25 protein-coding genes are annotated in these 24440 nt (G+C 64.0%); 14 read left to right on the plus strand and 11 right to left on the minus strand.

What is annotated here, in order from left to right; all coding sequences use genetic code 11:
* The first annotated feature begins 79 nt into the window (after positions 1-79).
* On the plus strand, positions 80-1276 hold the full coding sequence (locus N511_RS0102175) for an amino acid aminotransferase (protein WP_027677795.1): 1197 nt from the start codon (positions 80-82) through the stop codon (positions 1274-1276).
* Between the two features lie 205 nt (positions 1277-1481).
* Entirely contained in the window at positions 1482-2753 is a 1272-nt protein-coding gene (locus tag N511_RS0102180; RefSeq protein WP_027677796.1) for a polyhydroxyalkanoate depolymerase, read from the plus strand.
* Between the two features lie 77 nt (positions 2754-2830).
* Here the strand turns inward: N511_RS0102180 and N511_RS0102185 are convergent, their stop codons facing one another.
* Positions 2831-3526 (minus strand): TetR/AcrR family transcriptional regulator, encoded by a 696-nt coding sequence (locus N511_RS0102185; protein WP_027677797.1) that lies wholly within the window; start codon positions 3524-3526, stop codon positions 2831-2833.
* Positions 3527-3666: 140 nt separating this feature from the next.
* Here N511_RS0102185 and rsxB point away from each other — a divergent pair, with 140 nt between their 5' ends.
* Together rsxB and nth are read left to right on the plus strand one after the other, a co-directional pair.
* Entirely contained in the window at positions 3667-4497 is an 831-nt protein-coding gene (gene rsxB, locus N511_RS0102190) for an electron transport complex subunit RsxB (RefSeq protein ID WP_027677798.1), read from the plus strand.
* A gap of 14 nt (positions 4498-4511) precedes the next feature.
* Entirely contained in the window at positions 4512-5156 is a 645-nt protein-coding gene (nth, locus tag N511_RS0102195; protein ID WP_027677799.1) for an endonuclease III, read from the plus strand.
* Positions 5157-5216: 60 nt separating this feature from the next.
* Here the strand turns inward: nth and N511_RS0102200 are convergent, their stop codons facing one another.
* Complete coding sequence (locus N511_RS0102200; RefSeq protein WP_027677800.1) at positions 5217-5804, minus strand: malonic semialdehyde reductase; 588 nt, start codon at positions 5802-5804, stop codon at positions 5217-5219.
* Positions 5805-6408: 604 nt separating this feature from the next.
* Here N511_RS0102200 and N511_RS0102205 point away from each other — a divergent pair.
* Positions 6409-8214 carry a S10 family peptidase gene (locus N511_RS0102205; RefSeq protein WP_197032024.1) on the plus strand — a complete coding sequence of 602 codons (1806 nt, stop codon included), beginning with the start codon at positions 6409-6411 and terminating at the stop codon, positions 8212-8214.
* A 74-nt stretch (positions 8215-8288) separates the two neighbouring features.
* Here the strand turns inward: N511_RS0102205 and N511_RS0102210 are convergent, their stop codons facing one another.
* A complete protein-coding gene (locus N511_RS0102210; protein ID WP_027677802.1) occupies positions 8289-9224 on the minus strand; it encodes a DMT family transporter in 936 nt (311 codons plus the stop codon).
* A gap of 115 nt (positions 9225-9339) precedes the next feature.
* Between N511_RS0102210 and N511_RS0102215 the strand changes: the two genes are divergently transcribed.
* Positions 9340-9774: a DUF1841 family protein gene (locus N511_RS0102215; protein WP_027677803.1), complete on the plus strand. Its 435-nt coding sequence runs from the start codon at positions 9340-9342 to the stop codon at positions 9772-9774.
* Between the two features lie 67 nt (positions 9775-9841).
* Here the strand turns inward: N511_RS0102215 and N511_RS0102220 are convergent, their stop codons facing one another.
* A complete protein-coding gene (locus tag N511_RS0102220) occupies positions 9842-10240 on the minus strand; it encodes a c-type cytochrome (protein ID WP_027677804.1) in 399 nt (132 codons plus the stop codon).
* Between the two features lie 11 nt (positions 10241-10251).
* Positions 10252-10617, minus strand: coding sequence for a c-type cytochrome (locus tag N511_RS0102225; protein ID WP_027677805.1), 366 nt, complete (start codon positions 10615-10617; stop codon positions 10252-10254).
* 311 nt (positions 10618-10928) lie between these two features.
* On the opposite strand from N511_RS0102225, the gene N511_RS0102230 reads away from it, so the two are divergent.
* The 4 genes from N511_RS0102230 (at position 10929) to N511_RS0102245 (ending at position 14168) form a co-directional block, all read left to right on the plus strand.
* The gene (locus tag N511_RS0102230; protein ID WP_027677806.1) at positions 10929-11810 is read left to right on the plus strand and encodes an AAA family ATPase; all 882 of its coding nucleotides are present in this window, start codon (positions 10929-10931) and stop codon (positions 11808-11810) included.
* A gap of 11 nt (positions 11811-11821) precedes the next feature.
* Positions 11822-12430 (plus strand): GNAT family N-acetyltransferase, encoded by a 609-nt coding sequence (locus N511_RS0102235; RefSeq protein WP_027677807.1) that lies wholly within the window; start codon positions 11822-11824, stop codon positions 12428-12430.
* 16 nt (positions 12431-12446) lie between these two features.
* Complete coding sequence (locus N511_RS0102240; RefSeq protein WP_012761614.1) at positions 12447-13622, plus strand: vWA domain-containing protein; 1176 nt, start codon at positions 12447-12449, stop codon at positions 13620-13622.
* 147 nt (positions 13623-13769) lie between these two features.
* Positions 13770-14168, plus strand: coding sequence for a nuclear transport factor 2 family protein (locus tag N511_RS0102245; RefSeq protein WP_027677808.1), 399 nt, complete (start codon positions 13770-13772; stop codon positions 14166-14168).
* Positions 14169-14234: 66 nt separating this feature from the next.
* On the opposite strand, the gene N511_RS0102250 is transcribed toward N511_RS0102245, so the two are convergent.
* The 6 genes from N511_RS0102250 to N511_RS0102275 all read right to left on the minus strand — a co-directional run bounded on the left by N511_RS0102250 (position 14235) and on the right by N511_RS0102275 (position 20774).
* On the minus strand, positions 14235-15110 hold the full coding sequence (locus N511_RS0102250; RefSeq protein ID WP_027677809.1) for a spermidine synthase: 876 nt from the start codon (positions 15108-15110) through the stop codon (positions 14235-14237).
* An 8-nt stretch (positions 15111-15118) separates the two neighbouring features.
* The gene (locus N511_RS0102255; protein WP_027677810.1) at positions 15119-15877 is read right to left on the minus strand and encodes a tetratricopeptide repeat protein; all 759 of its coding nucleotides are present in this window, start codon (positions 15875-15877) and stop codon (positions 15119-15121) included.
* A 214-nt stretch (positions 15878-16091) separates the two neighbouring features.
* Positions 16092-16601, minus strand: coding sequence for a DUF1993 domain-containing protein (locus tag N511_RS0102260; RefSeq protein WP_027677811.1), 510 nt, complete (start codon positions 16599-16601; stop codon positions 16092-16094).
* 163 nt (positions 16602-16764) lie between these two features.
* Positions 16765-17262 (minus strand): DNA-deoxyinosine glycosylase, encoded by a 498-nt coding sequence (locus tag N511_RS0102265; RefSeq protein ID WP_027677812.1) that lies wholly within the window; start codon positions 17260-17262, stop codon positions 16765-16767.
* Positions 17263-17270: 8 nt separating this feature from the next.
* The gene (gene htpG, locus N511_RS0102270; RefSeq protein ID WP_027677813.1) at positions 17271-19193 is read right to left on the minus strand and encodes a molecular chaperone HtpG; all 1923 of its coding nucleotides are present in this window, start codon (positions 19191-19193) and stop codon (positions 17271-17273) included.
* Between the two features lie 102 nt (positions 19194-19295).
* Positions 19296-20774, minus strand: coding sequence for an aminotransferase-like domain-containing protein (locus tag N511_RS0102275; RefSeq protein ID WP_027677814.1), 1479 nt, complete (start codon positions 20772-20774; stop codon positions 19296-19298).
* Positions 20775-20905: 131 nt separating this feature from the next.
* On the opposite strand from N511_RS0102275, the gene N511_RS0102280 reads away from it, so the two are divergent.
* The 4 genes from N511_RS0102280 (at position 20906) to N511_RS0102295 (ending at position 24411) form a co-directional block, all read left to right on the plus strand.
* Complete coding sequence (locus tag N511_RS0102280; RefSeq protein ID WP_027677815.1) at positions 20906-21625, plus strand: alanyl-tRNA editing protein; 720 nt, start codon at positions 20906-20908, stop codon at positions 21623-21625.
* A 9-nt stretch (positions 21626-21634) separates the two neighbouring features.
* Positions 21635-22573, plus strand: coding sequence for a DMT family transporter (locus tag N511_RS0102285; protein ID WP_027677816.1), 939 nt, complete (start codon positions 21635-21637; stop codon positions 22571-22573).
* Positions 22574-22618: 45 nt separating this feature from the next.
* Entirely contained in the window at positions 22619-23089 is a 471-nt protein-coding gene (locus N511_RS0102290; RefSeq protein ID WP_009238591.1) for a RidA family protein, read from the plus strand.
* A 131-nt stretch (positions 23090-23220) separates the two neighbouring features.
* The gene (locus N511_RS0102295; protein WP_027677817.1) at positions 23221-24411 is read left to right on the plus strand and encodes an aminotransferase-like domain-containing protein; all 1191 of its coding nucleotides are present in this window, start codon (positions 23221-23223) and stop codon (positions 24409-24411) included.
* The last annotated feature ends 29 nt before the right edge of the window (positions 24412-24440 follow it).

Consider the following 24440-nt stretch of genomic DNA (forward strand, 5'->3'; position numbering starts at 1 on the left):
CGGGCGAGCCGCCCCGGAGTCTGCGCCGCACCGCCTGCAAGATCCCACCGAATTCCGAACCAACCGATCGAGACATCTCATGTCGCTTTTCTCTGCCGTCGAACTGGCCCCGCGCGACCCCATCCTGGGCCTGAATGAAGCTTTCAACGCCGATACCCGCAGCACCAAAGTGAATCTGGGCGTGGGCGTGTACTTCACCGACGAAGGGAAAATTCCGGTGCTGCGCGCCGTGCAGGAAGCCGAAAAGGCCCGCCTGGCCGCCGCTGCCCCGCGCGGCTACCTGCCGATCGAAGGCATCGCCGCTTATGACCAGGCCGTGCAGAAGCTGCTGTTCGGCGCAGAATCGCCGCTGATCGCCGAAGGCCGCGTGGTCACCGCGCAAGCCTTGGGCGGCACCGGCGCGCTGAAGATCGGCGCCGACTTCCTCAAGCGTCTGTACCCGAACGCCAAGGTCGCGATTTCCGACCCGAGCTGGGAAAACCACCGCGCCCTGTTCGAGTCGGCCGGTTTCGAAGTCGTCAACTATGCCTACTACGATGCCCCGTCGCACGGCCTGAACTTCGCCGGCATGATGGATTCGCTGAACAGCTACGCGCCGAACACGATCGTGGTGCTGCACGCCTGCTGCCACAACCCGACCGGCGTGGACATGACCACCGAGCAGTGGAAGCAGGTCGTGGAAGTCATCAAGGCCAAGAACCTGATCCCGTTCCTCGACATGGCCTACCAGGGCTTTGCCGACGGCATCCAGCAAGACGGCCTGGCCGTGCGTCTGTTTGCTGAATCGGGCCTGCCGTTCTTCGTCTCCAGCTCGTTCTCGAAGTCGTTCTCGCTGTACGGCGAGCGCGTCGGCGCGCTGTCGATCGTGACGACCAGCAAGGACGAAGCCACGCGCGTGCTGTCGCAAGTCAAGCGCGTGATCCGCACGAACTACTCGAACCCGCCGACGCACGGCGGCACCATCGTCGCCAGCGTGCTGACGAGCCCCGAGCTGCGCGCGATGTGGGAACAGGAACTGGGCGAAATGCGCGATCGCATCAAGTCGATGCGCAACGCGCTGGTCGACAAGCTGGCCGCCAAGGGCGTGAAGACCGACTTCTCGTTCGTGAAGGCCCAGCGCGGCATGTTCTCGTACTCGGGCCTGACCTCGGCGCAAGTGGATCGCCTGCGTACCGAGCACGGCATCTACGCCGTGTCGACCGGCCGCATTTGCGTGGCCGCGCTGAATACGCACAACATCGACGCCGTGGTGAATGCCATTGCTGATGTTCTGTAAGGTGCTGTAGGCGTCACGCCCCACCGGCAATTGCAAAAAGAAAAGCGGCTTCGGCCGCTTTTTTGCTGCATCGGACTAGACTGACACGGGCGCATCATAGAAGCAGCGCAACACTCCGTTATCAGGGTTTATGCTGCATCGCAGTAACCTGCACCCAGGTGCATAATCGTTTGCGTCGCCTTCGCCACCAGAGACCGCTCCAGCCATGCTTTACCAGCTTCACGAATTCCAGCGCGCCCTGCTCAGCCCCATGACGGCTTGGGCGCAGGCAACTGCCAAGACCTTCACCAACCCCCTGAGTCCGCTGTCCCTGATGCCCGGCGCGCAACGCTACGCTGCGGGCTACGAGCTGCTGTATCGCCTGGGCAAGGAGTACGAGAAGCCGGAATTCGGCATCCGCTCCGTCAAGTCCAATGGCCGCGACATTCCGATCGTCGAGCAGACCATCATCGAGAAGCCGTTCTGCCGCCTGATCCGCTTCAAGCGCTACGCTGACGACGCCGAGACCATCAAGCTGCTCAAGGATGAGCCGGTCGTGCTGGTGTGCGCACCGCTGTCGGGCCACCACTCCACGCTGCTGCGCGACACCGTGCGCACGCTGTTGCAGGATCACAAGGTCTACGTGACCGACTGGATCGACGCCCGCATGGTGCCGGTCGAAGAAGGTGCGTTCCACCTGTCGGACTACATCAACTACATCCGCGAGTTCATCAACTACATTGGCGCCGACAAGCTGCACGTGATTTCGGTGTGCCAGCCGACGGTGCCGGTGCTGGCCGCCATCTCGTTGATGGCCTCGGACGGCGAGAAGACGCCGCGCACGATGACCATGATGGGCGGCCCCATCGACGCCCGCAAGAGCCCGACCGCCGTCAACTCCCTGGCGACGAACAAGTCGCACAGCTGGTTCGAGAACAACGTGATCTACACGGTGCCGGCCAACTATCCGGGCCACGGCCGCAAGGTCTATCCGGGCTTCCTGCAACACGCCGGCTTTGTGGCGATGAACCCGGACCGCCACCTGTCATCGCACTACGATTACTACCTGAACCTGGTCGAAGGCGACACGGAAGACGCCGAAGCCCACGTGCGTTTCTACGACGAGTACAACGCCGTCCTGGACATGGCCGCCGAGTATTACCTCGAGACCATCCGCGACGTGTTCCAGGAATTCCACCTGGCCAACGGTACGTGGGTGGTGGAAGGCAAGCCGGTGCGCCCGCAGGACATCAAGAGCACCGCGCTCTTCACCATCGAAGGCGAATTGGACGACATCTCGGGCAGCGGCCAGACCGAAGCCGCACATGGCCTCTGCACCGGCATTCCCAATGCGCGCAAGCAGCACCTGACGGCACCGAAGTGCGGCCACTACGGCATCTTCTCCGGCCGCCGCTGGCGCGAGCAGGTGTATCCGCAGTTGCGCGATTTCATCCGCCGCTACGAAGAAAGCACACCGCGCATCAAGGCGGTCGCCTAAGCCTGAGCCACCCAAGAAAAAGCCTCGCAACTGCGAGGCTTTTTTGTTTGGCGACGACCCTGCCGGAGCGCGGTCGATCAACCCCTGGGCCGGTCGAGGTACGCCAGCAGCATCTTGATATGCAGCTGCGCGAAGGCTTCATGCTCGTCGGCGGAGGCAATGTCGCGCCCTACCACGGCGCTGATCGTGTACCGGTTGGACAGCACGTAATAGCCCAGCGCCGAGATCGTCAGATACAGACGCGACACATCGACGTCATCGCGAAAGATGCCGGCGCGCTGGCCGCGCTCCACGACACCACGCAATACCTCGATGACCGGGTTCACCAACTCGACCAAGTGCGGCGACGTCTTCAGATGCCGCGCCTCATGCAGATTTTCGCTGTTGAGCAGACGGATGAACTCGGGGTTCTCGTAATAGAAATCCCAGACGAACCGTGCAAGCTGGATGACCGCTTCACGCGGGTCCGACGACTCGATCTGCACCTGCTCTTCCGCCTCCTTGAAGCGGAAATACATGTGCTCGAGCACGGTGAGGAAGAGCTTTTCCTTGCTGCCGTAGTAGTAATACAGCATGCGCTCGTTCGTCTCGGCGCGACGGGCGATGGCGTCGACGCGCGCGCCGGCAAATCCACCGCGCGCAAACTCCTCGATTGCAGCAGCAAGGATGCGTCGGCGCGTGCCGGCGGGGTCGCGACGCGTGCGGGGTGCGGCGGATTCGCCATGAGCATCGGCTTCGATGTCGACAAGCGGCGCGGCTGGGTGAGACGGCATGGCACCTCGGTCCGTTTAGAACGCAGGAATTATGTCATAGGGTTAAGACATGCCCGCGGTATGGCATGTCAGGGCATGCACCGCTTGCGCGGGCGGCAAATCGGCGATAATGGCAGGCTATTCAAACGATCAGTCCCATCGTGGTTTCCTTGGTCCCCGCAGTGGCCGCAACCTTGGCCGACCGGCTCGAAAACCTCCTGCCGCAAACGCAATGCACCAAGTGCGGCTACAACGGCTGCCGCCCCTACGCTGAAGCCATGGCCAGCGGCGAGGCCCTCCCCAACCGCTGCCCACCCGGCGGCGCGGAAGGTATTCGCCGGCTGTCCGACGCACTTGGCCGCACGGGCGACCTGCTGCCGCTGGACCCGTCCAACGGCATCGAACAGCCCCGCGCCATCGCAGTCATCGACCCGGAACGCTGTATCGGCTGCACGCTGTGCATCCAGGCGTGCCCGGTCGACGCCATCGTGGGTGCGCCCAAGGCAATGCACACGGTGCTCGAAGACTGGTGCACCGGTTGCGACCTCTGCGTGCCGCCCTGCCCCGTCGACTGCATCGACATGCGCCCCGTCACCGGCGACCGCACAGGCTGGGATGCCTGGAGCCAGCAACAGGCCGATGTCGCACGAGACCGCTACGTCTTCCGCAACGCGCGCCTGAAGCGCGAACAAGCCGAGAACGAAGCGCGCCTCGCCGCCAAGGCCGCGGCCAAACTCGCAGCGGTGAGCGCCGAGCAACCGGCCGATGACGCTGAACTCGCCGCGCAGGCGCGCAAGAAGGCGATCATCCAGGCTGCGATCGAACGGGCGCGCCAGAAGCAGGCCGAGATGGCCGCGCGCGGGCTAGGTCCGCGCAACGTGACCAACGTGTCGGCGGATGTGCAAGCGCAGATCGACGAGGCCGAAGCGCGCCGCAAGCGCATCGCGAGCCAGATCGAACGCAGCGCCAAACCCGACGCAGACAAACCCTGACCCCGGCCCCGACGATGAATCCCGCCAAGCGCCGCGCCATCTTCGAGACACTGCGCGAAAACAACCCGACGCCGACCACCGAGCTGGAATACACCACGCCGTTCGAGCTGCTGATTGCGGTACTGCTGTCCGCACAGGCAACGGACGTGGGCGTGAACAAGGCGACGCGCAAGCTGTTTCCGGTGGCCAATACCCCCGCCAAGATGCTGGCGCTCGGCGAGGAAGGCATCACCGAATTCATCAAGACCATCGGGCTGTATCGGACCAAGTGCAAGCACATCCTGCAGACGTGCCGCATCCTGCTCGACCACTACGGCGGCGAAGTGCCGCGTGACCGCGCCGCGCTCGAAGAGCTGCCCGGCGTGGGCCGCAAGACGGCCAACGTGGTCATGAACACGGCCTTCGGTGAGCCGACAATCGCGGTCGACACGCACATTTTTCGCGTCGCCAATCGCACGGGGCTGGCGCCGGGCAAGAACGTCCTTGAGGTCGAGCTGAAGCTGCTGAAGGTGGTGCCGGAAGAGTTTCGGCAGGACGCGCACCACTGGCTGATCCTGCATGGGCGCTATGTGTGCAAGGCCCGCAAGCCCGAGTGTTGGCATTGCGCCATCGAGCCGCTGTGTGAATTCAGGCCGAAGACACCGGCGCCGAAGGAATGAAAAACGGGGACCGCACCGTCTGATGCGCGTCCCCGTTTTCCTTGCGTGACGGATCGTGGCTTAAATGATCTTGCACGCCTCTTCGAACGACAGACGCGGGTTGCGCGGGTGCAGCTTCTCGGCGTCACCGTAGCCGATGTTCATGATGAAGTTGACCTTCCACTGGCCATCGGGGAAGAACGTCTCGTTCACCTTGTCGGCATCGAAGCCGGCCATCGGGCCGCAGTCCAGGCCGAGCGCACGGGCAGCAAGCACCAGATAGCCCCCCTGCAGCGAGCCGTTCATCAGCGCGGCTGCGTTGATCTTGGCCTGGTCACCGGCGTACCACGAGCGCGCGTCGGTGTGCGGGAACAGCTTGGGCAGTTGCTCGTGGAATTGCGTGTCATACGCAACGATCACGGCCACGGGCGCCTGACGGGTCTTTTCCTGATTGCCGGCCGACATGCACGGAATCAGGCGTTCCTTGGCGGCAGCGCTCTTGACGAACACGAAGCGGGCCGGCGTGCTGTTGGCGGCGGTCGGGCCGTACTTTACGGTGTCATACAACGTGTGCAGCAGTTCGTCATCGACCGGCTTGTCCAGCCACACGTTATGCGTACGGGCTGCGTGGAACAGTTGGTCCAGCGCGGACGGTTCAAGCATCGGCATTGCAAGGTGCTCCGGAAAAAGTTGAGGAGCGCATTGTAATGCGCCGTATCCGCGCGCGCCGGACACCCGCACGCTCCGGATGGGCGCCCTGCCTTCCATCGGCAGGCCGGTGGCTTTAGAAGAAACGGCATGCCTTCTTTGTATTTAATCGCATCTGCCGCGATGCATCTGCATCAACATGGTTATTTTTACAGTGCATCGCGTACGATAAAAAACAGCCCTTTACAACGGTTTCCTTACGAACTACTTTTTCGTTCGTCATTGCATTACCCGCAGAGTTGGACGTATCGGATTCGCGCCCGAGTTAAAGCAGGCGCGTAGCCGCATTCATCCCGACGCTTTTGCACGGACGTTGCAGACTTTGCGCAAACGCGCTGCGGGCTTGACTCCAGAGCCGTTCTATTTTTGAAATCCGATCGGATTTCAGGGGCTTCTTTTACCAAACAAAAACCGATTGCATTCATTTCCGCAGACAAGGCGGGAAATCAGAATATTCGTTTCGCGTCGCAGAGAAATTACAAAACGCAAATCGAATATGGAGCCCACTTAAAACCACACGTTTTAAGTGATGGCGTTCGTCACCCTGAAAAAGGCCATTATCGCCATGAAAAAATCCAGGTTATCGACCAGTGATTTTGCAGGATTGTCCCGGACCCTCGGTGTATCGTTTGCGGCCGCAGCGCTATCCGCGGTGCTGCTGGCAGGTTGCGGCGGTGGCGACTCGTCCGCCGCGGCTAACCCGAGCGGCGTTGCCACCAACGCCGGCAACGCAACCACGCAACCGGTGACGGCCGCCGTGCCGCCCGACCAGCCTTACGTCGACCCGAACGTCTACGGCACCGGGCCCAACGACGCGCTTGCTGCCGATCCGGGCGAAAGTGCGGCCATCACGCACCACACGGTGACGATCGGCGGCAAGAGCATCGCCTACACCGCCACCGCCGGCCACCTGACGACCATCGACCCCGTCACGTCCCAATCCAACGCGACGATGTTCTACGTGGCGTACACGCAGGACAACCCCGATCCGGCAAAACCGCGTCCGGTGACGTTCTTCTATAACGGCGGCCCAGGCTCGTCGTCGGTGTTCCTGCTGCTGGGCTCGTTTGGGCCGAAGCGGCTGCAGTCGTCGTTCCCGAACTTCACGCCGCCGGCACCGTACAAACTGCCCGACAACCCGGACAGCCTGCTCGACCGCTCCGATCTCGTGTTCATCAACCCCGTGGGCACCGGATACTCGGCGGCCATCGCACCGGCCAAGAACAAAGACTTCTGGGGCACCGACCAGGACGCGCGCTCCATCGACCGCTTCATCCAGCGTTATCTGACGAAGAACTCGCGTTGGAACTCGCCCAAGTTCCTGTACGGCGAGTCGTACGGTACGGCGCGCAGCGCGGTGCTGTCGTGGGTGCTGCATGAGGATGGCATCGAGTTGAACGGGATCACGCTGCAATCGTCGATCCTCGACTACGCGAATGCGCTGTCGGCCGTCGGAACCTTCCCGACGCTGGCCGCAGATGCCTTCTACTGGAAGAAGACGACGCTCAACCCCGCGCCGACCGACCTCGACAGCTACATGGTCCAGGCCCGCAACTACGCCGACAACACGCTCGCACCGCTGGCGCAAGCCCCGAGCGCCGCAGACGGCGGCTTCGTCAACGTGCGCCTGAACCTGAACCTGTCGACGGCACAGACGATGGGTTCGTACATCGGCACCGACCCGGTCTCGCTGATCCAGACGTTCGGCAATCCGGCGGCGCTGGGCAACGTTCCGTCGCAGAACAACAACCCGCCGTACACGTTCTTCCTGACGCTCAACCCGGGTATCCAGATCGGCCAGTATGACGGCCGCGCCAACTACACGGGCCAGGGCATCGCGCCGTTCATCCTGCCGAATTCGGGCAGCAACGATCCGTCGATCTCGAACATCGGCGGCGCGTACACGGTGCTGTGGAACAGCTACCTGAACACCCAGCTCAAGTACACGTCGACCTCGTCGTTCGTGGACCTGAACGACGCCGTGTTCAACAACTGGGACTTCAGCCACATCGACCCGACGGGCGCCAACAAGGGCGGCGGCAACACGCTGTACACCGCTGGCGACCTCGCCTCGACGATGAGCCTGAACCCCGACCTGAAGGTGCTGCAGGCCAGCGGCTATTTCGACGCCGTCACGCCGTTCCACCAGACCGAGCTGACACTGGCGCAAATGCCGCTCGACCCGACGCTGAAGGCGAAGAACCTGACGATCAAGAATTACCCGTCGGGCCACATGATCTATCTGAACGATGCGTCGCGCACCGCGCTCAAGAGTGACCTGGCTTCGTTCTACGATGGCGTGATGGCCGATCGTCCGGCCCTGATGCGGGTGCAGAGCCTGCAACGCCTGCCGGGCGGGCCGAAGAAGTAATCGGCTCTGGCAGAAAGCAAAACCGCCCAGTTCACGCTGGGCGGTTTTTTGTTGGTTGGACTGTGGATTCGGCTTCAGGCCATGTCGTCTGCACCGTGCCCAGCGGGTTTCGCATCTGCACGTGTGAGCCACAGCACGCCCGCCAGAATCAATGCGCCGCCGGTCATCTGCATGGGCGCGATCGACTCGCCGAGCAGCAATGCCGCGAGCAGCACGGTCACCACCGGCTCCAGCGTCGACAGCATCGACGCCTGCGCGGCCCCCAACTTCTGCAAGCCAGCAAAGAACGTCAGGATGGCCACCACCGTCGACAAGCCGGCAATGGCCAGCGCCGCGGCCCAGCCGCTGAACGTGCCCGGCAGATGCGCCGGCGCACCGAGCAACGCCATCCCGGTGTACACGACCGCCGCGGCGGTACAGATGACGGTCGTGCACGCGAGTGGATCGAGCCCACGCGTAACCCGTGCACCGACCGTGATGTAGATCGAGTAAATGACCGCCGAGGCCACACCCAGCCCGATGCCGAGGAGGCTGCCGCCCGACAGGCCCGCACCGCCCACCGTCAGCCCCGCGCCGACCGAGCACAGCACCAGCGCGATGATCGCCGTGGTGGTCAGCCGCTCGCGCAGGAAAATCGCCGCCAGCACCGTCACGAACATCGGATACAGATACAGCAGCAGCGCCACCAGGCTGGCCGGTGCGTAGTTCAACGCCGTAAAAAACGCGAACGACTGCCCGGCGTAACCAATGCCGCCCATTGCCGCCAGCCCGGCCACGCGCGACCACGGCGGTATGCCGATGCGGCGGACACGCATCACGACCATCAGCGCCGCGGCCGCGATCACAAAGCGCACGATCAGCAGACCGACCACGTTGGCGCCACTCGCATAGGCGTAATGCGTGAAGATGGCCATCGCGCCGAAGGATGCGGCGGACACGGCGATCAGCAGCACGCCGAGGAGCTTGTCAGCGGCGCGTGCTGCGAGGGGGGAATCGGCGGCTTGTCTCATGAGGGGCGGCGTTTTTGTTGGAATCGACCTCTGCGGGAGCGGGCGCCATTGTAGCGTTGCCGTCTCGCGAAGCTGCCCGGCAGGCATCGAGGCGCGCCGGTACAATGCCGGGATCATGTTCAATCCCTCCCGCGACGAAGTCCGTCAATTCTTCTGCGGCGCGTGGCGCAAGCACCGCCTGGCAGAAATCCTCACGCCGCTCGAAGCCATGGCGCTCGACTGGATGCTGCAGCATCCCGAGTACCACGACACCCTGGAAGCCGGCGAAGAAGCGCTCGCTCGCGACTACACGCCGGAAAGCGGCCAGAGCAACCCGTTTCTTCACTTGTCGATGCACCTGTCGATCAGCGAGCAGGTGTCGGTGGATCAACCGCGCGGCATTCGCGCCGCTTATGAGGCACTGGCGCAGCGGCTCGACTCCCCGCACGAAGCCCAGCATCAGGTGATGGAATGCCTGGGCCAGATGCTGTGGACGGCGCAACGCACCGGCCTGCCGCCCGACGGCGATGCCTACATCGAATGCGTGCGCAAACGCGCCACGGCCCGCTGAACCTGACGCTCTGACGCCAACAAAAAACCGCTCCGAAGAGCGGTTTTTATTTACCGGCGATGCCGCATTACTTCTTGAGCACCAGCGAGCCCGGCAGCGACTCGATGTACGCGGCAATGTCCTTCAGCTCAGCCTGCGTGAACGGACGCGGCTTGCCGTCGGCACCGATCGTGGCAGGGTTGCTGTTGACCTGGCCCGCCATGATGGCGTTGCTGCGGCCCACCAGCGGGTTGTTGCTGGTCTGATAGGCCAGCAGCGCATGATAAATGTAGTCGCCGTGCTGACCGGCGAGCTTCGGATAGTCCGGCGAAATCGGTGCGTTCAGGCCAGCACCGTGGCAGGCCGCGCAGGCGCCCTTCTCCACCAGTTGCTTGCCCTTTTCCAGATCAGCAGCCTGCGCCGACACGGCGGCAGCCAGCATCAGCGCGCCCAGATTGAACGAGATTGCGAGCGAGATCTTCTTCATATTCTTCCTCGTCACTTCTGGGGATTGTTTTGGGTGGCAGGCGTCTGCGCTGCGTAGTAGGCGGCCAGGTTGGCGATGTCCTGATCCGTCAGCGAGCCGGCGATGGCGCGCATCGTCGGGTGCTTGCGGTCACCCTTCTGGTACGCATGCAGCGCGCTTTCGATGTACTTGGCGTTTTGGCCGCCCAGATAGGGCACGCGATACACCTCGGGGAACGACGTCTTGTAGTCGGGGATGGCATGGCAGCCGATGCACATGGCGACCTTGTTTTCGGCGGCGGCAGCGTTGCCCTGAACGTCGGCAGCGGCGGCGCTGTTGGCTGCGGCCAGTGCGCCTAAAGTGCCCAAGGCGGCCACCATGGTGAGGATCTTTTTCATCTCGTTCTTAAGCGTGGAGTTTCAGAATCCTGCTCGCCCTGCCGGCTTGGCTCGTCTCAGCCGGCTGTCTCGCTGGGCGCATTCACCCGCCGTTGGCAACAAGCCAGAAGACGGTCATTTGAGGTGCGTCAAACCGGCGCATTGTACCGCACCGTTTTTTTGCCAGTCCAGTTAGGGCTCCCGTGACTTGACAGCAAGGAATGGCACGGCGCGGCCGCCCTCAACCCGCCCAGCTCACGCCCGGCGTCAAACACCCAAATGCTCTTATACTGGCCGTTTCCAAATCTTTTACCGCTCAGTAGGCTTGCACGATGAACACCACCCCCTCGCCTGCCCCATCCGACCAGCGCACCCGCTTCGAAGGTTCCGACCAGTACGTCGCCACCGATGACCTCAAGCTCGCCGTCAATGCGTCGATGACGCTGCAGCGTCCGCTGCTCATCAAGGGCGAGCCGGGCACGGGCAAGACCATGCTGGCTGAGGAAGTGGCCGCCGCGCTGGGCATGCCGCTGCTGCAGTGGCACGTGAAGTCGACCACCAAGGCCCAGCAGGGCCTGTACGAATACGACGCCGTCTCGCGCCTGCGCGACTCCCAGCTCGGCGATGACAAGGTGCACGACATCCGCAACTACATCGTCAAGGGCGTGCTGTGGCAGGCCTTTGAGGCGGATGAACCCGTCGTGCTGCTGATCGACGAGATCGACAAGGCCGACATCGAATTCCCGAACGATCTGCTGCGCGAGTTGGATCGCATGGAGTTCTACGTGTACGAAACGCGCGAAACCATCCGCGCCAAGCATCGCCCGCTGGTGATCATCACGTCGAACAACGAGAAGGAGTTGCCCGACGCGTTCCTGCGCCGCTGCTTCTTCCACTACATCAAGTTTCCCGATGCCGAGACGATGCAGGCCATCGTCGATGTGCACTATCCGGGGATCAAGCCGGCGCTGGTCAAGGCTGCGCTGGATGCGTTCTACGAGATGCGCAACCTGCCGGGGCTGAAGAAGAAGCCGTCGACGTCCGAGCTGATCGACTGGCTCAAGCTACTGCTGGCCGAAGACATTCCGCCGGAATCGCTGCGCAGCCAGGACAAGAACGCCGCGATTCCGCCGCTGCACGGGGCGCTGCTCAAGAACGAACAGGATGTGCACCTGTTCGAGCGCCTGGTGTTCATGAACCGCGCCAATCGCTGAGCGAGCCCGCCATGCCGCGCCTGATCGAGCCCGTCACGCTGTCCGGCCAGCACGCCTGGCTGGAGCCGCTCGGCCCGGAACACGAGGACGAAGTGCGCGCCGCGGCCGCTGAGGGCGAGCTGTGGAAGCTTTGGTACACGTCCGTCCCGTCGCCCGACAAGACCGGCGAGTGGCTGGCCATTGCGCTGGACATGCGCGAACGCCTCGGCGCGATGCCGTTTGTCGTGCGCGATATGCGTGACGGACAGCCCGGCAAGGTGGTCGGTGCGACGCGCCTCTTCAACGTCGACGAAGCCAACCGCCGGCTCGAAATCGGCCACACGTGGTACGCCAAATCGGTACAGCGCACGGGCGTCAACACGGAATGCAAGTTGCTGCTGCTCACGCATGCGTTCGAAACCCTGCGCTGCATTGCCGTGGAATTCCGCACGCACTGGATGAATCACCAGAGCCGAGCCGCCATCGCCAGGCTCGGCGCCAAGCAGGACGGCGTGCTGCGCAACCACCAACGCATGCCGGATGGCAGCTTCCGCGACACGGTCGTGTTTTCGATCATTGAATCGGAATGGCTGACCGTGAAACGCCATCTGCAATACAAGCTCGAGCAACCGCGCGCCTGAGCGCCGGAGGACCACCATGCTCATCGATTTCTTCTTCACGCTGCGGCACGCCAAGCTGCCGGTCTCGGTCAAGGAATACCTGACGCTGCTGGAAGGGCTCAAGCAGCAGGTCATCGCGCCGTCGCTCGACGAGTTCTACTTCCTCGCGCGCATGACGCTGGTGAAGGACGAAAAGCACTTCGACAAGTTTGACCAAGCGTTCGGCGCCTACTTCAAGGGCGTGGAAGGCGCGGTCGATTGGCGCGCGGACATTCCGCTGGATTGGCTCACCAAGAAGTTGGAGCGCGAACTCTCGCCCGAGGAGAAGGCCAAGATCGAAGCCATGGGCGGCCTCGACAAACTGATGGAGCGGCTGAAAGAACTGCTGAACGAGCAGCACGAGCGCCACGAAGGTGGCAACAAATGGATCGGCACGGGTGGCACGTCGCCGTTCGGGCACGGCGGCTACAACCCGGAAGGCATCCGCATCGGCGGGCCATCGAAGGGCAACCGCACCGCGGTCAAGGTGTGGGAAGCACGCGCGTACAAAGACTACGACGACACCGTCGAACTGGGCACGCGCAACATCAAGGTGGCGCTGCGCCGCCTGCGCAAGTTCGCGCGTGACGGTGCCGACATCGAGCTGGACCTGGACGACACCATCCACTCCACCGCCGCCAACGCCGGCATGCTCGACATCAAGATGCGCCCCGAGCGGCACAACAACGTCAAGGTGCTGATGCTGATGGATGTGGGCGGCTCGATGGACGACCACATCAAGCGCGTGGAAGAACTTTTCTCCGCCGCCAAGACCGAGTTCAAGCACCTCGAGTATTACTACTTCCACAACTGCGTCTACGAATGGCTGTGGAAGAACAACCGGCGCCGCCACGCAGAACGCTTCTCCACCTGGGACGTCATCCGCAAATACCCGCCCGACTACAAGCTGATCTTCGTGGGCGACGCGACCATGAGCCCGTATGAAATCCTGCAGGCCGGCGGCTCGGTGGAATACAACAACGCCGAAGCCGGCGCCACGTGGCTCAAGCGGTTGATCGAACAGTTCCCGAAATTTGTCTGGCTCAACCCCGAGCCGGAAGGCCTGTGGGAATACCGCCAATCCATCTCGGTCATCAACCAGATCATGAAGACGCGGATGTATCCGGTGACGATTGCGGGGTTGGAATCGGCGATGCGGTTGCTATCGAAGTAACGCGCTTCCGAGCGTTTCTCCGGGCGTGGACACGGTGATTACCTGACGCGTAATCGACACCATCCACGCTGCCGCCGAAGATGAAGCCATCCAGCGCATGCCCCATCACCGCGCTGGCAAGCTTCCCACTTCGAACGGAGAAACGTCATGACCGCCACCCAACTCGCCGCCAACGACACGCTCGCCGATACGCTGGTCGACCGTTACATCGCCGCGTGGAACGCAACAGACGCTGCACAACGCCGCGCCCTCGTCGCGCAAACCTGGACGGAGAGCGCCACGTATGTCGATCCGCTGATGCAGGGCGCCGGCCATGACGACATCGAGGCGCTCATTGCGGGCGTGCAGGCGAAGTTCCCCGGCTTCCGCTTTGCGCGCGACGGCGGCGCGGATGTCGTGCAGGACACGATCCGCTTCCGCTGGACGCTCGGCCCCGAGGGGCAGGCGCTGGTCAAGGGTACCGATTTCGTACGCATCGAAGGCGACCGCATGCACACGGTGACCGGCTTCATCGACCAGATGCCAGGCATGGGCGACGCCGCCTGAGCGCCCCGCACAAAAGCAAACGCCCCGAAAGTCGGGGCGTTTTGCATGGGCGGCACGCGGCAGCGATCAGATGGACAGCGCGTCTTCCTGGCCGGCGTTGGCACTGCGCAAACCGTCAGCCCAACCCTTGGTCGGCAGCTTGAGCGAGGCCTGCAGCGCGGCGGCGCGCGCCTGCACATCTTCCCAACTGACGTGCAGCGGCGGCCCATTGAACGCAAGCGCGATCACATTGCCGTCGTGCACTTCAGGAAAGACCAGCACGCGATTGTCGAACGCGTCGCAGATGCGCTCGATATTGCGCGGGAAACTGGTGTGGTCGCCAAACAGGTTGATCGTCATCACACCCGGCGAGCGCAGCACCTGGCGGCAAGCCTTGTAGAACGCCGGCGTATCGAGCACGGGGCCGCGCGCGGTGGCGTCGTACAGGTCGATCTGCAATGCATCGACGGTGCCGTGGTGGCTGGCGTCCATCACCCAGTCGTAGGCGTCCTGTTCGAGCACGCTCAACCGGGCGTCGTCAAACGGCAGGCCGAACATGCTGCGCGCCGCGACGATCACCGACGGGTTCAGCTCCACCGCCGTCACCTGCGCGGGCGCAAGGTGACGGTGGCAGAACTTGGTGAGCGCGGCAGCGCCGAGACCCAGTTGCACGACGCGGAAGTCCGCTCGCGCAGCCGGGTCGAGAAACAGCAGCCACGCCATCATCTGCTGCGCATATTCCAGCTCGATGGCATCGGGCTTGGACAGCCGCATGGCGCCCTGCACCCATTCGGTACCGAAGTGCAGATAGCGGACCCCCGCCAGTTCAGAGAACGTGACGGGCGCAAAGCGCGGGGCCATGCGCTTCGGTTCGTCATCGTGGCTCTGGCGGTCTTCGCGCTTGGCACGGGCCGGACGGCGCGAGGCGACGGCCTCGATGGATTTACGTTTCAACAGCGTCATAAAGCGGATCAACGGGAAGAAGACTGAGCGGCCGCGGCACGCTGCAGCCATTCACGATTGTGGTCTTTGGCGTAGCGCGTCCAGTGCTTGGCGTCGCGCAGGATTTCTTCAAACAGGGCCTGCGCGCGCTGCTTGTCGGCATCGTTGTTCTGCGCGAGCAGCCATTCGCCGAAGAGGCAACGGGCTGCGGCATCGTTCGCGCAGGTCAGGGCCTGCTCGAACGCTTCACGCGTATTCGGCGCGTTCGTCGCGGCCAATGCACGTGCGTACAGCAATGTGGGGTCGGGCTGCTGGCGTGTCACGCGATGCGCTTCGAACAGCTTGTCGAGCGTGTCCTTGGCGAGCGCCGCCTCGCCCGTGGCGAACTGCGCGCGCGCCAGGCCGAGCAGCACGGCCGGGTCGCCGGCAAACGGGCCGGTCGCTGCCTGCTCGAAGTGCTGGCGCGCTTCCTTCGCATCGCCGGCTTCCAGCAGTGCTTCGCCCAGACGCAGGCGGTGCTGCACGGTGGGCGCGCGGTCGAAATCGTTGCGGGCTTCGCGCACGGCGCGGTTCGGATCGATCAGTTGCGTCACAGCGCGGCTGGCAACGCGGGCGCCGCGCGAGTGGCGCATCTCCGGCAGATAGATCGCGAAGAAATACACCACGCTGCCCAGCAACGGAAACGCAAACAGGATGAACAACCAGTACATGTTCTGGTTGTTGCGCACGACGTGCACCGCAAAAAACAGCGCGACGATGACGTGAAACCCGATTCCAAGAAACGGCATGTGAAGGCCCGGTAGTGAAATGCACCGACGCCCCCCCGCGTCGGCCTCGGGCGCGATTGTGACAGATGCGCTGCGGGGCGGGTGTGTCAGGCCCTTAACGTTTGCGCATTGACGGCCCGGAATCCGCATGGAGCCGCGGTTGGACCGCTCGTTCGACAATGCACGCCGGCGCCTGTCATCACGCGGCCGGCGTGGTTCTCCAGCGCAGCGCTTCTCAGGGGCGGCCGAGGAAATCCATCTTGCCGATTTCCACGCCGTTATGGCGCAGCAGCGCGTAGGCCGTGGTGACATGGAAATACAGGTTCGGCAGCACGAAACCGCGCAGGTAATCGATGCCCGTGAACTGCAGTTCGCGCGTCGGGCTCTTGAGCGTGATCTGGCGATCTTCACTGCCGGCGAACGCCGCGGGGTCGATGCTGTTGACGAACGCGAGCGTCTTGACAATGCGCGCCTTCAGCTCCGGAATGGTCGTCTCCTCATCCGGGTACGACGGCACCTCGTTGCCCGACAGACGCGCCGCACCGCCCTTGGCCTGATCGCAGGCAATCTGCACCTGCCGCGTGAACGGATGCATGTCCGGCGCAAGACGCGCGGTCATCAGGTTGGCCGGGTCGAACTTCTTCGCTTCTGCGTAGGCGGCCGCCTTGTCGAGCAGCGCCGACAGGTTGCCAAGCATGCGGTTGGCAGTCGGGACGAGAAACTCGTACATCGAAGGTGTGGTCATGGAGCTGATTTCCTTGGTATCCGTTGTTGTGGCAGCGAACGATCCGTCGGCGCCGCGCTTTCTCGCGCAGGGCACAGTGTAGGCCAGCGATTCGGCCGGCGCAGGGCGTGCCTGCACGCCACCTGACGCGACTATCCAGTACAGCGGCTGGCCAGGTCGCGCGCTACGACAGCCACTCACGCAGCGCCTGCCACGCCGCCAGCTTCTGGGCATACGGCACGGCTGCATAGGCAGGACTGCTGGAAGGAAGTTTGAGGATGGTGTGGCGATCGCCAATATCGCCCAGCGCCTTCATGCCGATGCGCGCGGCGGTACCGCCGTTGAAGGCAATGACCGCCAGTTCCGGCAACGAAGCGATCAAGCCCGCGAGGTCATTCCCGGCAAGGTCCCGAATCTTGCTGTCGAGACTGCCTTCGCGCTTGGCTTCAGCCACCACGTCCCACAAGCCGATGCGATGCGCGAGCAGCGCCTGCAAGCGCGCTGCGTATTCCATGCCCGGCAAGTCCTCGCCGATCACCTCGCCGGCGAGGCGCCAGAACTGGTTGTGCTTGTAGGCGTAGTACTGCGATTGCGCAAGCGATGCTTCGCCGGGCAGGCTGCCCAGGATCAGCACGCGCGTGTGCGCGTCGACCACAGGCGGAAAGCATCGCTTGAGCGTCACGCTCGTCGTCAGGCCAGCAGACGGTTCACGCGTTGGACGTAAGCCGCCGGGTCGGTCAAAGCGCCGCCTTCCGCCAGCAGCGCCTGATCGAACAACACGTGAATGCGATCCTCGAACGCGGCGCGGTCGGCTTCGTTGCCGGTCACGGTTTCCAGCAGCGCGAGCTTGCGCACGAGCGGATGCGTCGGGTTCAGCTCCAGGACCGGCTTGCTGTCGGGCGCCTGTTGGCCGGCCTGCTTCAGCAGACGGGCCAGCGTGCCGCTGATATCGCCTTCATCGGCCACCAGGCACGACGGCGAATCGGTCAGGCGATGCGTGATCCGCACGTCCTTGGCCTTGTCGCCCAGCACCGCCTTGGCACGCTCGACCAACGGCTTGAACTCGCCTTCCACCTTGGCGTGCTCGGCCTTCTCGGCTTCGTCTTCCAAGGCGCCCAGGTCGAGATCGCCACGCGCCACCGACACCAGTTCCTTCTCTTCGAAGTCGTGCAGGAACGAGAGCATCCACTCGTCCACGCGGTCGGTCAGGAGCAGCACTTCCACGCCCTTCTTGCGGAAGATTTCCAGATGCGGGCTCGACTTGGCGGCCGTCCAGTTTTCGGCGGTCACGTAGTAGATCTTGTCCTGACCTTCCTTCATGCGGCCGATGTAATCCGCCAGCGAAACGGTCTGTGCGCTGTCTTCGTTGTGCGTGGAAGCAAAGCGCAGCAGCTTCGCAATACGGTCCTTATTGGCATGGTCTTCGCCGATGCCTTCCTTGAGCACCTGGCCGAAGTTCTGCCAGAACGTGGCGTACTTTTCCTTCTCGGCGGCGTCATCCGACTCGGCCATCGATTCGAGCATGCCCAGCACGCGCTTGGTGGAACCCTCGCGGATGGCCTTCACGTCGCGGCTTTCCTGCAGGATTTCGCGCGACACGTTCAGCGGCAAGTCCGTCGAATCGATCACGCCCTTCACGAAGCGCAGGTAGCCCGGCAGCAGTTGCTCGGCGTCATCCATGATGAAGACGCGCTTGACGTACAGCTTCAGGCCGCTGCGGCGCTCGCGATCCCACAGGTCGAACGGCGCGTTGGTCGGGATGTACAGCAGCTGCGTGTATTCGCTGCGGCCTTCCACGCGGTTGTGCGTCCAGGCCAGCGGCTTGCCGTTTTCGTGCGCGATGTGCTGGTAGAAGGCGATGTACTGATCGTCGGTCACGTCAGCACGCGGGCGTGCCCACAGGGCGCTGCCCTGGTTGATGGTTTCCCATTCGTCCTGGGCGACCATCGCTTTTTTCTCTTCGTCCCATGCTTCCTTGCGCATCTGGATCGGCAGGGAGATATGGTCCGAATACTTCTGCACCACCGACTTGACGCGCCAGGCGGAGAGGAAATCGTCCTCGCCTTCGCGCAGGTGCAGCGTGATGGTGGTGCCGCGCTCCGCGCGTTCGATCGTGTCGACGGTAAATTCGCCGTCGCCCGTGCTTTCCCAGCGCACGCCTTCTTCGGCCGGCACGCCGGCGCGGCGCGATTCCACCGTTACGCGGTCGGCCACGATGAACGCCGAGTAGAAGCCCACGCCAAACTGGCCGATGAGGGCGGCGTCCTTCTGCTGGTCGCCCGACAGCTGGCTGAAGAACTCGCGCGTGCCCGAGCGGGCGATGGTGCCGAGGTTGCGGATCGCCTCGTCGCGGCTCATGCCGATGCCATTGTCGGCAATGGTGATGGTGCGCGCGGCAGCGTCAAAGCCGATGCGGATACCCAGCTCCCCGCCGCCTTCCAGCAGCGACGGATCGGCGATGCCCTCGAAGCGCAGCTTGTCGACCGCATCCGACGCATTGGAAACCAGCTCCCGCAGGAAGATTTCCTTGTTGCTGTACAGCGAGTGGATCATCAGATGCAGAAGCTGCTTCACTTCTGCCTGGAAAGCCATCTTCTCGTGCGGTGCGCTCATGGTGTGCATAAAAAGTCTGGAAAGTGGAAAGAGAAGCGGGCTACACCTTGCGCGTGCGCCCGCATGAATTTGTGAGGCTAGATAAGGCGTGGCGGCCGTTTTTCAAGCCCCGCGATCGAGCTGCTCGGCCAGAAACCGCAGCAACTCCGGATCGGCGCTGGTGGCAATGTTGAAGCGCATCCACGTCGACGGCATCTGCGACGGCGAAAACAGGCTCCCGGGCGCAAACACATAGCCTTGTTCGTGCCCGGCGCGGGCAATGGCGTTGGTGTCCTGACCGGTATCGGCCCAGAGAAACATGCCGGCCCCCTGCTGCGCAAACAGCTTCAGGCCCATGCGCTCCAGGCTGCGCTGCACGCCGTCGCGGGCGCGGTCCAGACGGGCGCGTATGCGTTCGACATGCTTGCGGTAATGGCCTTCGGTCAGGATCTTGTAGAGCACGCGCTCGTTGATCTCCGGCGTGACGAGGCCCGTCAGCAATTTGCCGTCGACGAGGTTCTTGGCCAGCTCGGGGTGGCAGGCAATGAACCCTACACGCAGGTTGGCCGCGAGCGTCTTGGAGAAGCTGCTCAGGTAGATCACGCGGCGCAGCTGGTCCAGACTGGCCAGCCGTGTCCCGGGATGTCCGGGCGGGGCGAGATCGCCGTAGATATCGTCTTCGACGATCAGGAAGCCGTACTGCTCGGCCAGCCGCAGCAACTGAAACGCCTTGGCCGCCGACAGCGACGTGCCGGTCGGGTTATGCAGGATCGAGTTGATGATCAGCAGCTTGGGCCGGCGCACCTGCACCAGCCCCTCCAGCGCCACCAGGTCGGGCCCCTCGGCGGTGTAGGGCACGCCGATCACCTGCGCCCCTTGCGCGGCAAAGCGGCCGAACATCAGGAACCACGCCGGGTCGCCCACCAGCACCGTATCGCCGGGCTGCACGTACTGGCGCGCGATCAGGTCAAGCGACGAGGTGATGCCCGACGTCATGACGATCTGGTCCGGCCGCGCGCCGATCTCCAGCTCCGCCAACCGCGTCTGCAACTGCTGGCGCAGCGGCAAGAAGCCCTGCGGCGATCCCCACGCCAGAAACTGGTTGCCGTTCTGCCGGCCGAGCGTGCGCAGCGCGTTGGCGATCAGTTCGCCGTCGAGCCAGCCGTTGGGCAGAAAACCGATGCCGGGCGCCTTGCGTGGCTCGGCGGAATGGAACATGTTCCGCAGCAGCCACGTCACGTCGATCTTGCGCGCGGCGGTGGGCGGCGGCGCGACCGGCTCTTCGGGCAATGGCGCCTGGCGCTCCTTGACGTAGAAGCCCGAACCGCGGCGCGATTCCAGATACCCCTGCGCCACCAGCCGCTCGTACGCCTCCACCACGGTGAAGCGCGAAATGCTTTTCTCCTGCGCCAGTTGCCGGATCGACGGCATGCGCATCCCGGCACGAAACACGCGCTCGTCGATGCGCATGCGCGCCCATTCGGTGAGCTGATCCACCAGCGTCATCTGCGCCGACGGAATCGGGTCGGGCAACTGCTCCGCCGCCGGGCGGGCGGCCGCGCGGCGGGCATCCAGGCTGATGATGTGGGAGGTGGAATTCATGACAAGGTAGGCAGAAGCGGGCCGAAAACTGTACAGAAAGCGCCACGACAAAGTGTACAGGTACTGTACAGACGCAGTTCGGTAGGATCAAGGTCAGAATTCTGCCCCCAGCGAACCCGGAGACGCCCCCGATGCCAACGTTGAAACGCTTTGATGAAGACGCCTACCGCGCCACCTGCGACGCCACCATCGTCGCCGTGCATCCGGAAGGCATCGAACTGGACGCCACGGTGTTCTACGCCCGCAGCGGCGGCCAGGCGGGCGACACCGGCACGCTGGTCCTGGCCGATGGGCACACCCTTGCGATTGCCGACACCGTCTACAGCGCTGATCGCCAAACCGTTCTGCATGTGCCTGCCGACGGCGCAGACCTCTCCCCGCTCAAGCCCGGCACGCCGGTCACGGCCACCATCGACTGGGAGCGCCGGCACCGCCTGATGCGGCTGCATACGTGCCTGCACCTGCTGGGCTCGCTGATTCCGGTGCCGGTCACGGGTTGCGGTATCTCGCCAGATGCCGGCCGCATCGATTTCGACCTGCCGGAATCGACGCTCGACCGCGACACGCTGACCACGCAGCTGAACGAACTCATCGGCCGGAACACGCCGGTGCGCATCGACCTGATCACGCCGGAAGAACTGGCCGCGCAACCCGAACTCGTGCGCACCATCGGCGCAGCGCCGCCGGCAGGCGCCTCAGCCATCCGCATCATCCACATTGACGGCATCGACCGCCAACCGTGCGGCGGCACCCATGTGCGGGCGACCGGTGAAATCGGCCGCGTGGTCGTCACCAAGATCGAAAAGAAAAGCCGCCAGAACCGACGCGTCGCCGTGGCGTTTGCCGATTGAGCGGCCGCCATGAACAAGTCCGTCACCCTGCCCACACCACACATTGACCACGCTGAACGCCGCGGGCTGCTGCTGGGCTTTATCGGCGTGGCCATCTTCAGCCAGACGCTGCCGTTCACGCGCATGGCCGTCGCCGAACTGGATGCCACCTTCGTGGCGCTGGCGCGCGCGGTGCTGGCAAGCGTTCTGGCGCTCGTGCTGCTCGGGGCCACGGGCGCGTTCTCGGCCGGCAAGCGCCCGCGCGGCAATCAATGCTGGCAACTGGCGGTGACGGCGATGGGCGTGGTGGTCGGCTTTCCGCTGTTCTCGTCGCTGGCGATGCGCGATGTGCCGGCCGCCCATGGCGCCATCATCACGGGCCTGCTGCCGCTTGCGACCGCCATCTTTGCCGCGTGGTTCGGGCGCGAGCGGCCGTCCGCCGGGTTCTGGCTGTGCGCGGTCATTGGCAGCGTGCTCGTCGTCTCATTTGCGCTGCTGCAGGGTGCGGGCGCCCTCCACCGCGCCGATTGGCTCCTCTTCGCCGCCATGGTGACGGGCGCCCTCGGCTATGCCACCGGCGGCAGGCTCGCGCGCGAGCTGGGCGGCATGCAGACAATTGCCTGGGCGCTGGTCGTCTCCCTGCCGGTGCTGCTGCCGCTGGTGGGCGCGCTGGCATGGCTGCCGTCCACACATCAGGCCGAGGCGCTGGCGCATGCGTCGTCCCGGGCGTGGATGGGGCTGGCTTATGTATCGGCCTTTTCCATGTTCATCGGCTTCCTGTTCTGGTATTCCGGCCTGGCAGCGGGCGGTGTTGCGCGGGTCGGCCAGATACAATTGCTGCAACCTTTCATGACGTTGATCGGCGGCTGGCTGCTGCTGGGCGAATCGCTCGATGCGCCGACCGTGCTGTTTGCGCTGGCCGTCATTGCCGTGGTCGGCATCGGCCGGCGCACGTCGGTCCGCCGATAGCAACGTCTTCCCTCTTTTGTTGACCGCACTTACCAAGGAGTCTTCATGACCGCCTCGCACGACGCTCAGGCCAAGCTCAAGCAACTCGGCATCGAACTGCCCGCCGCCGGCGCCCCCGCTGCCGCCTACGTCATGGCCGCGCAAACCGGCAATCAGGTCTTCCTGTCCGGCCACATCGCCAAGAAAGACGGCAAGCCGTGGGTTGGCAAGCTGGGCGCCGACATGACGACCGAGCAAGGCAAGGCAGCCGCACGCGCCATCGCCATCGACCTGATCGCTACGCTGAACACGCACCTGGGCGGTGACCTCAGCCGCGTCAAGCGCATCGTCAAGGTGATGAGCCTGGTCAACTCCACCCAGGAGTTCACCGAGCAGCACCTGGTGACCAACGGCGCATCGGAACTGTTCGTCGAGGTGTTTGGTGACGCCGGCAAGCACGCCCGCAGCGCCTTCGGCGTCGCACAGATTCCGTTTGGTGCGTGCGTCGAGATCGAGCTGATTGCCGAAGTCGCCTGAGCGACGCTTTTTTCTGCTGTGTTACCGGCAGCCGGCCAGTGTTAGACGGGCCGGTTGCCTGCTATTCTCACCGTCTTGCCCACCCACGGCGCTCGCTCACGAGGTGGGCGCCGCAACACTAGGACCACACCATGGACCACACCGCCTGTACCTTCTCCAGCCGCGCTCAGAAACTCACCAGCTCGGCGATCCGGGAAATCCTCAAGATCACCGAACGTCCTGAGGTCATTTCGTTTGCCGGCGGCCTGCCCGCCCCGGTCACCTTCCCGGTCGAAGCGATTCAGGCGGCGTGCGCCCGCATGTTTGCCGACAACCCGCAGGCCTCGCTGCAGTACACCCCGACCGAAGGCCTGTCGGTGCTGCGCGAGTGGATCGCCCAGCGTCATGGCACCACCGCCTCGCGCGTGCTCATCACCACGGGCTCGCAACAGGGGCTGGACCTGCTCGGCAAGATCTTCATCGACCCGCAAAGCAAGGTGCTGGTCGAAACGCCGACGTACCTCGGCGCGCTGCAGGCGTTCTCGCTGTTCGAGCCGAGCTATACGTCCATCGCCACCGACGACAAGGGCCTGCTGCCCGAGGCGCTCACGCCCGAGCTGGCGGCCGGCGCACGCTTCTTCTACACGATCCCGAACTTCCAGAACCCGACTGGCCGCCGCCTGCCGCTGGACCGTCGCCAGGCCCTGGTGGCCCGCGCGAAGGAACTCGGCGTGCTCCTCGTTGAAGACGACCCGTACGGCGAGCTGAGCTACACCGGCGACGCCCTGCCCTCGCTGCGCTCGCTCAATCCGGACGGCGTGGTCTACATGGGCTCGTTCTCGAAGATCCTGGCACCGGGCATGCGCCTGGGCTACATCATCGCGCCCGAACATATCCACTTCAAACTCGTGCAGGCCAAGCAGGCATCGGATCTGCACACGCCCAGCTTCACGCAGCGCGTGGCGTATGAGGTGCTGAAGACCGGGCTGCTCGACACGCACATCCCCAGCATCCGGAACCTTTACGGCAAGCAATGCGAAGCGATGCTCGACTCGCTCACGCGCCACATGCCGGCCGGCGTGCACTGGAACCGCCCGGAAGGCGGCATGTTCATCTGGGTGGAAGTGCCGGAAGGCATCGACACGATGTCGCTGCTGGAAAAGGCCGTCGCGCGCAACGTGGCGTTCGTGCCGGGCGCACCGTTCTATGCCAATGCGCCGCGTCGCAATACCCTGCGCCTGGCGTTCGTGACGGTGGCACCGGAGCGCATCGAGCAAGGCATCGCCGTGCTGGGCGAGCTGATCCGCGCAGAAATCGCTGCGCTCACGCCGAAGGCCGCCTAAATTACCTAACTGTCCATTCATCCATTCGA

The sequence above is a fragment of the Ralstonia sp. UNC404CL21Col genome, from assembly GCF_000620465.1.
GTDB lineage: Bacteria > Pseudomonadota > Gammaproteobacteria > Burkholderiales > Burkholderiaceae > Ralstonia > Ralstonia flatus.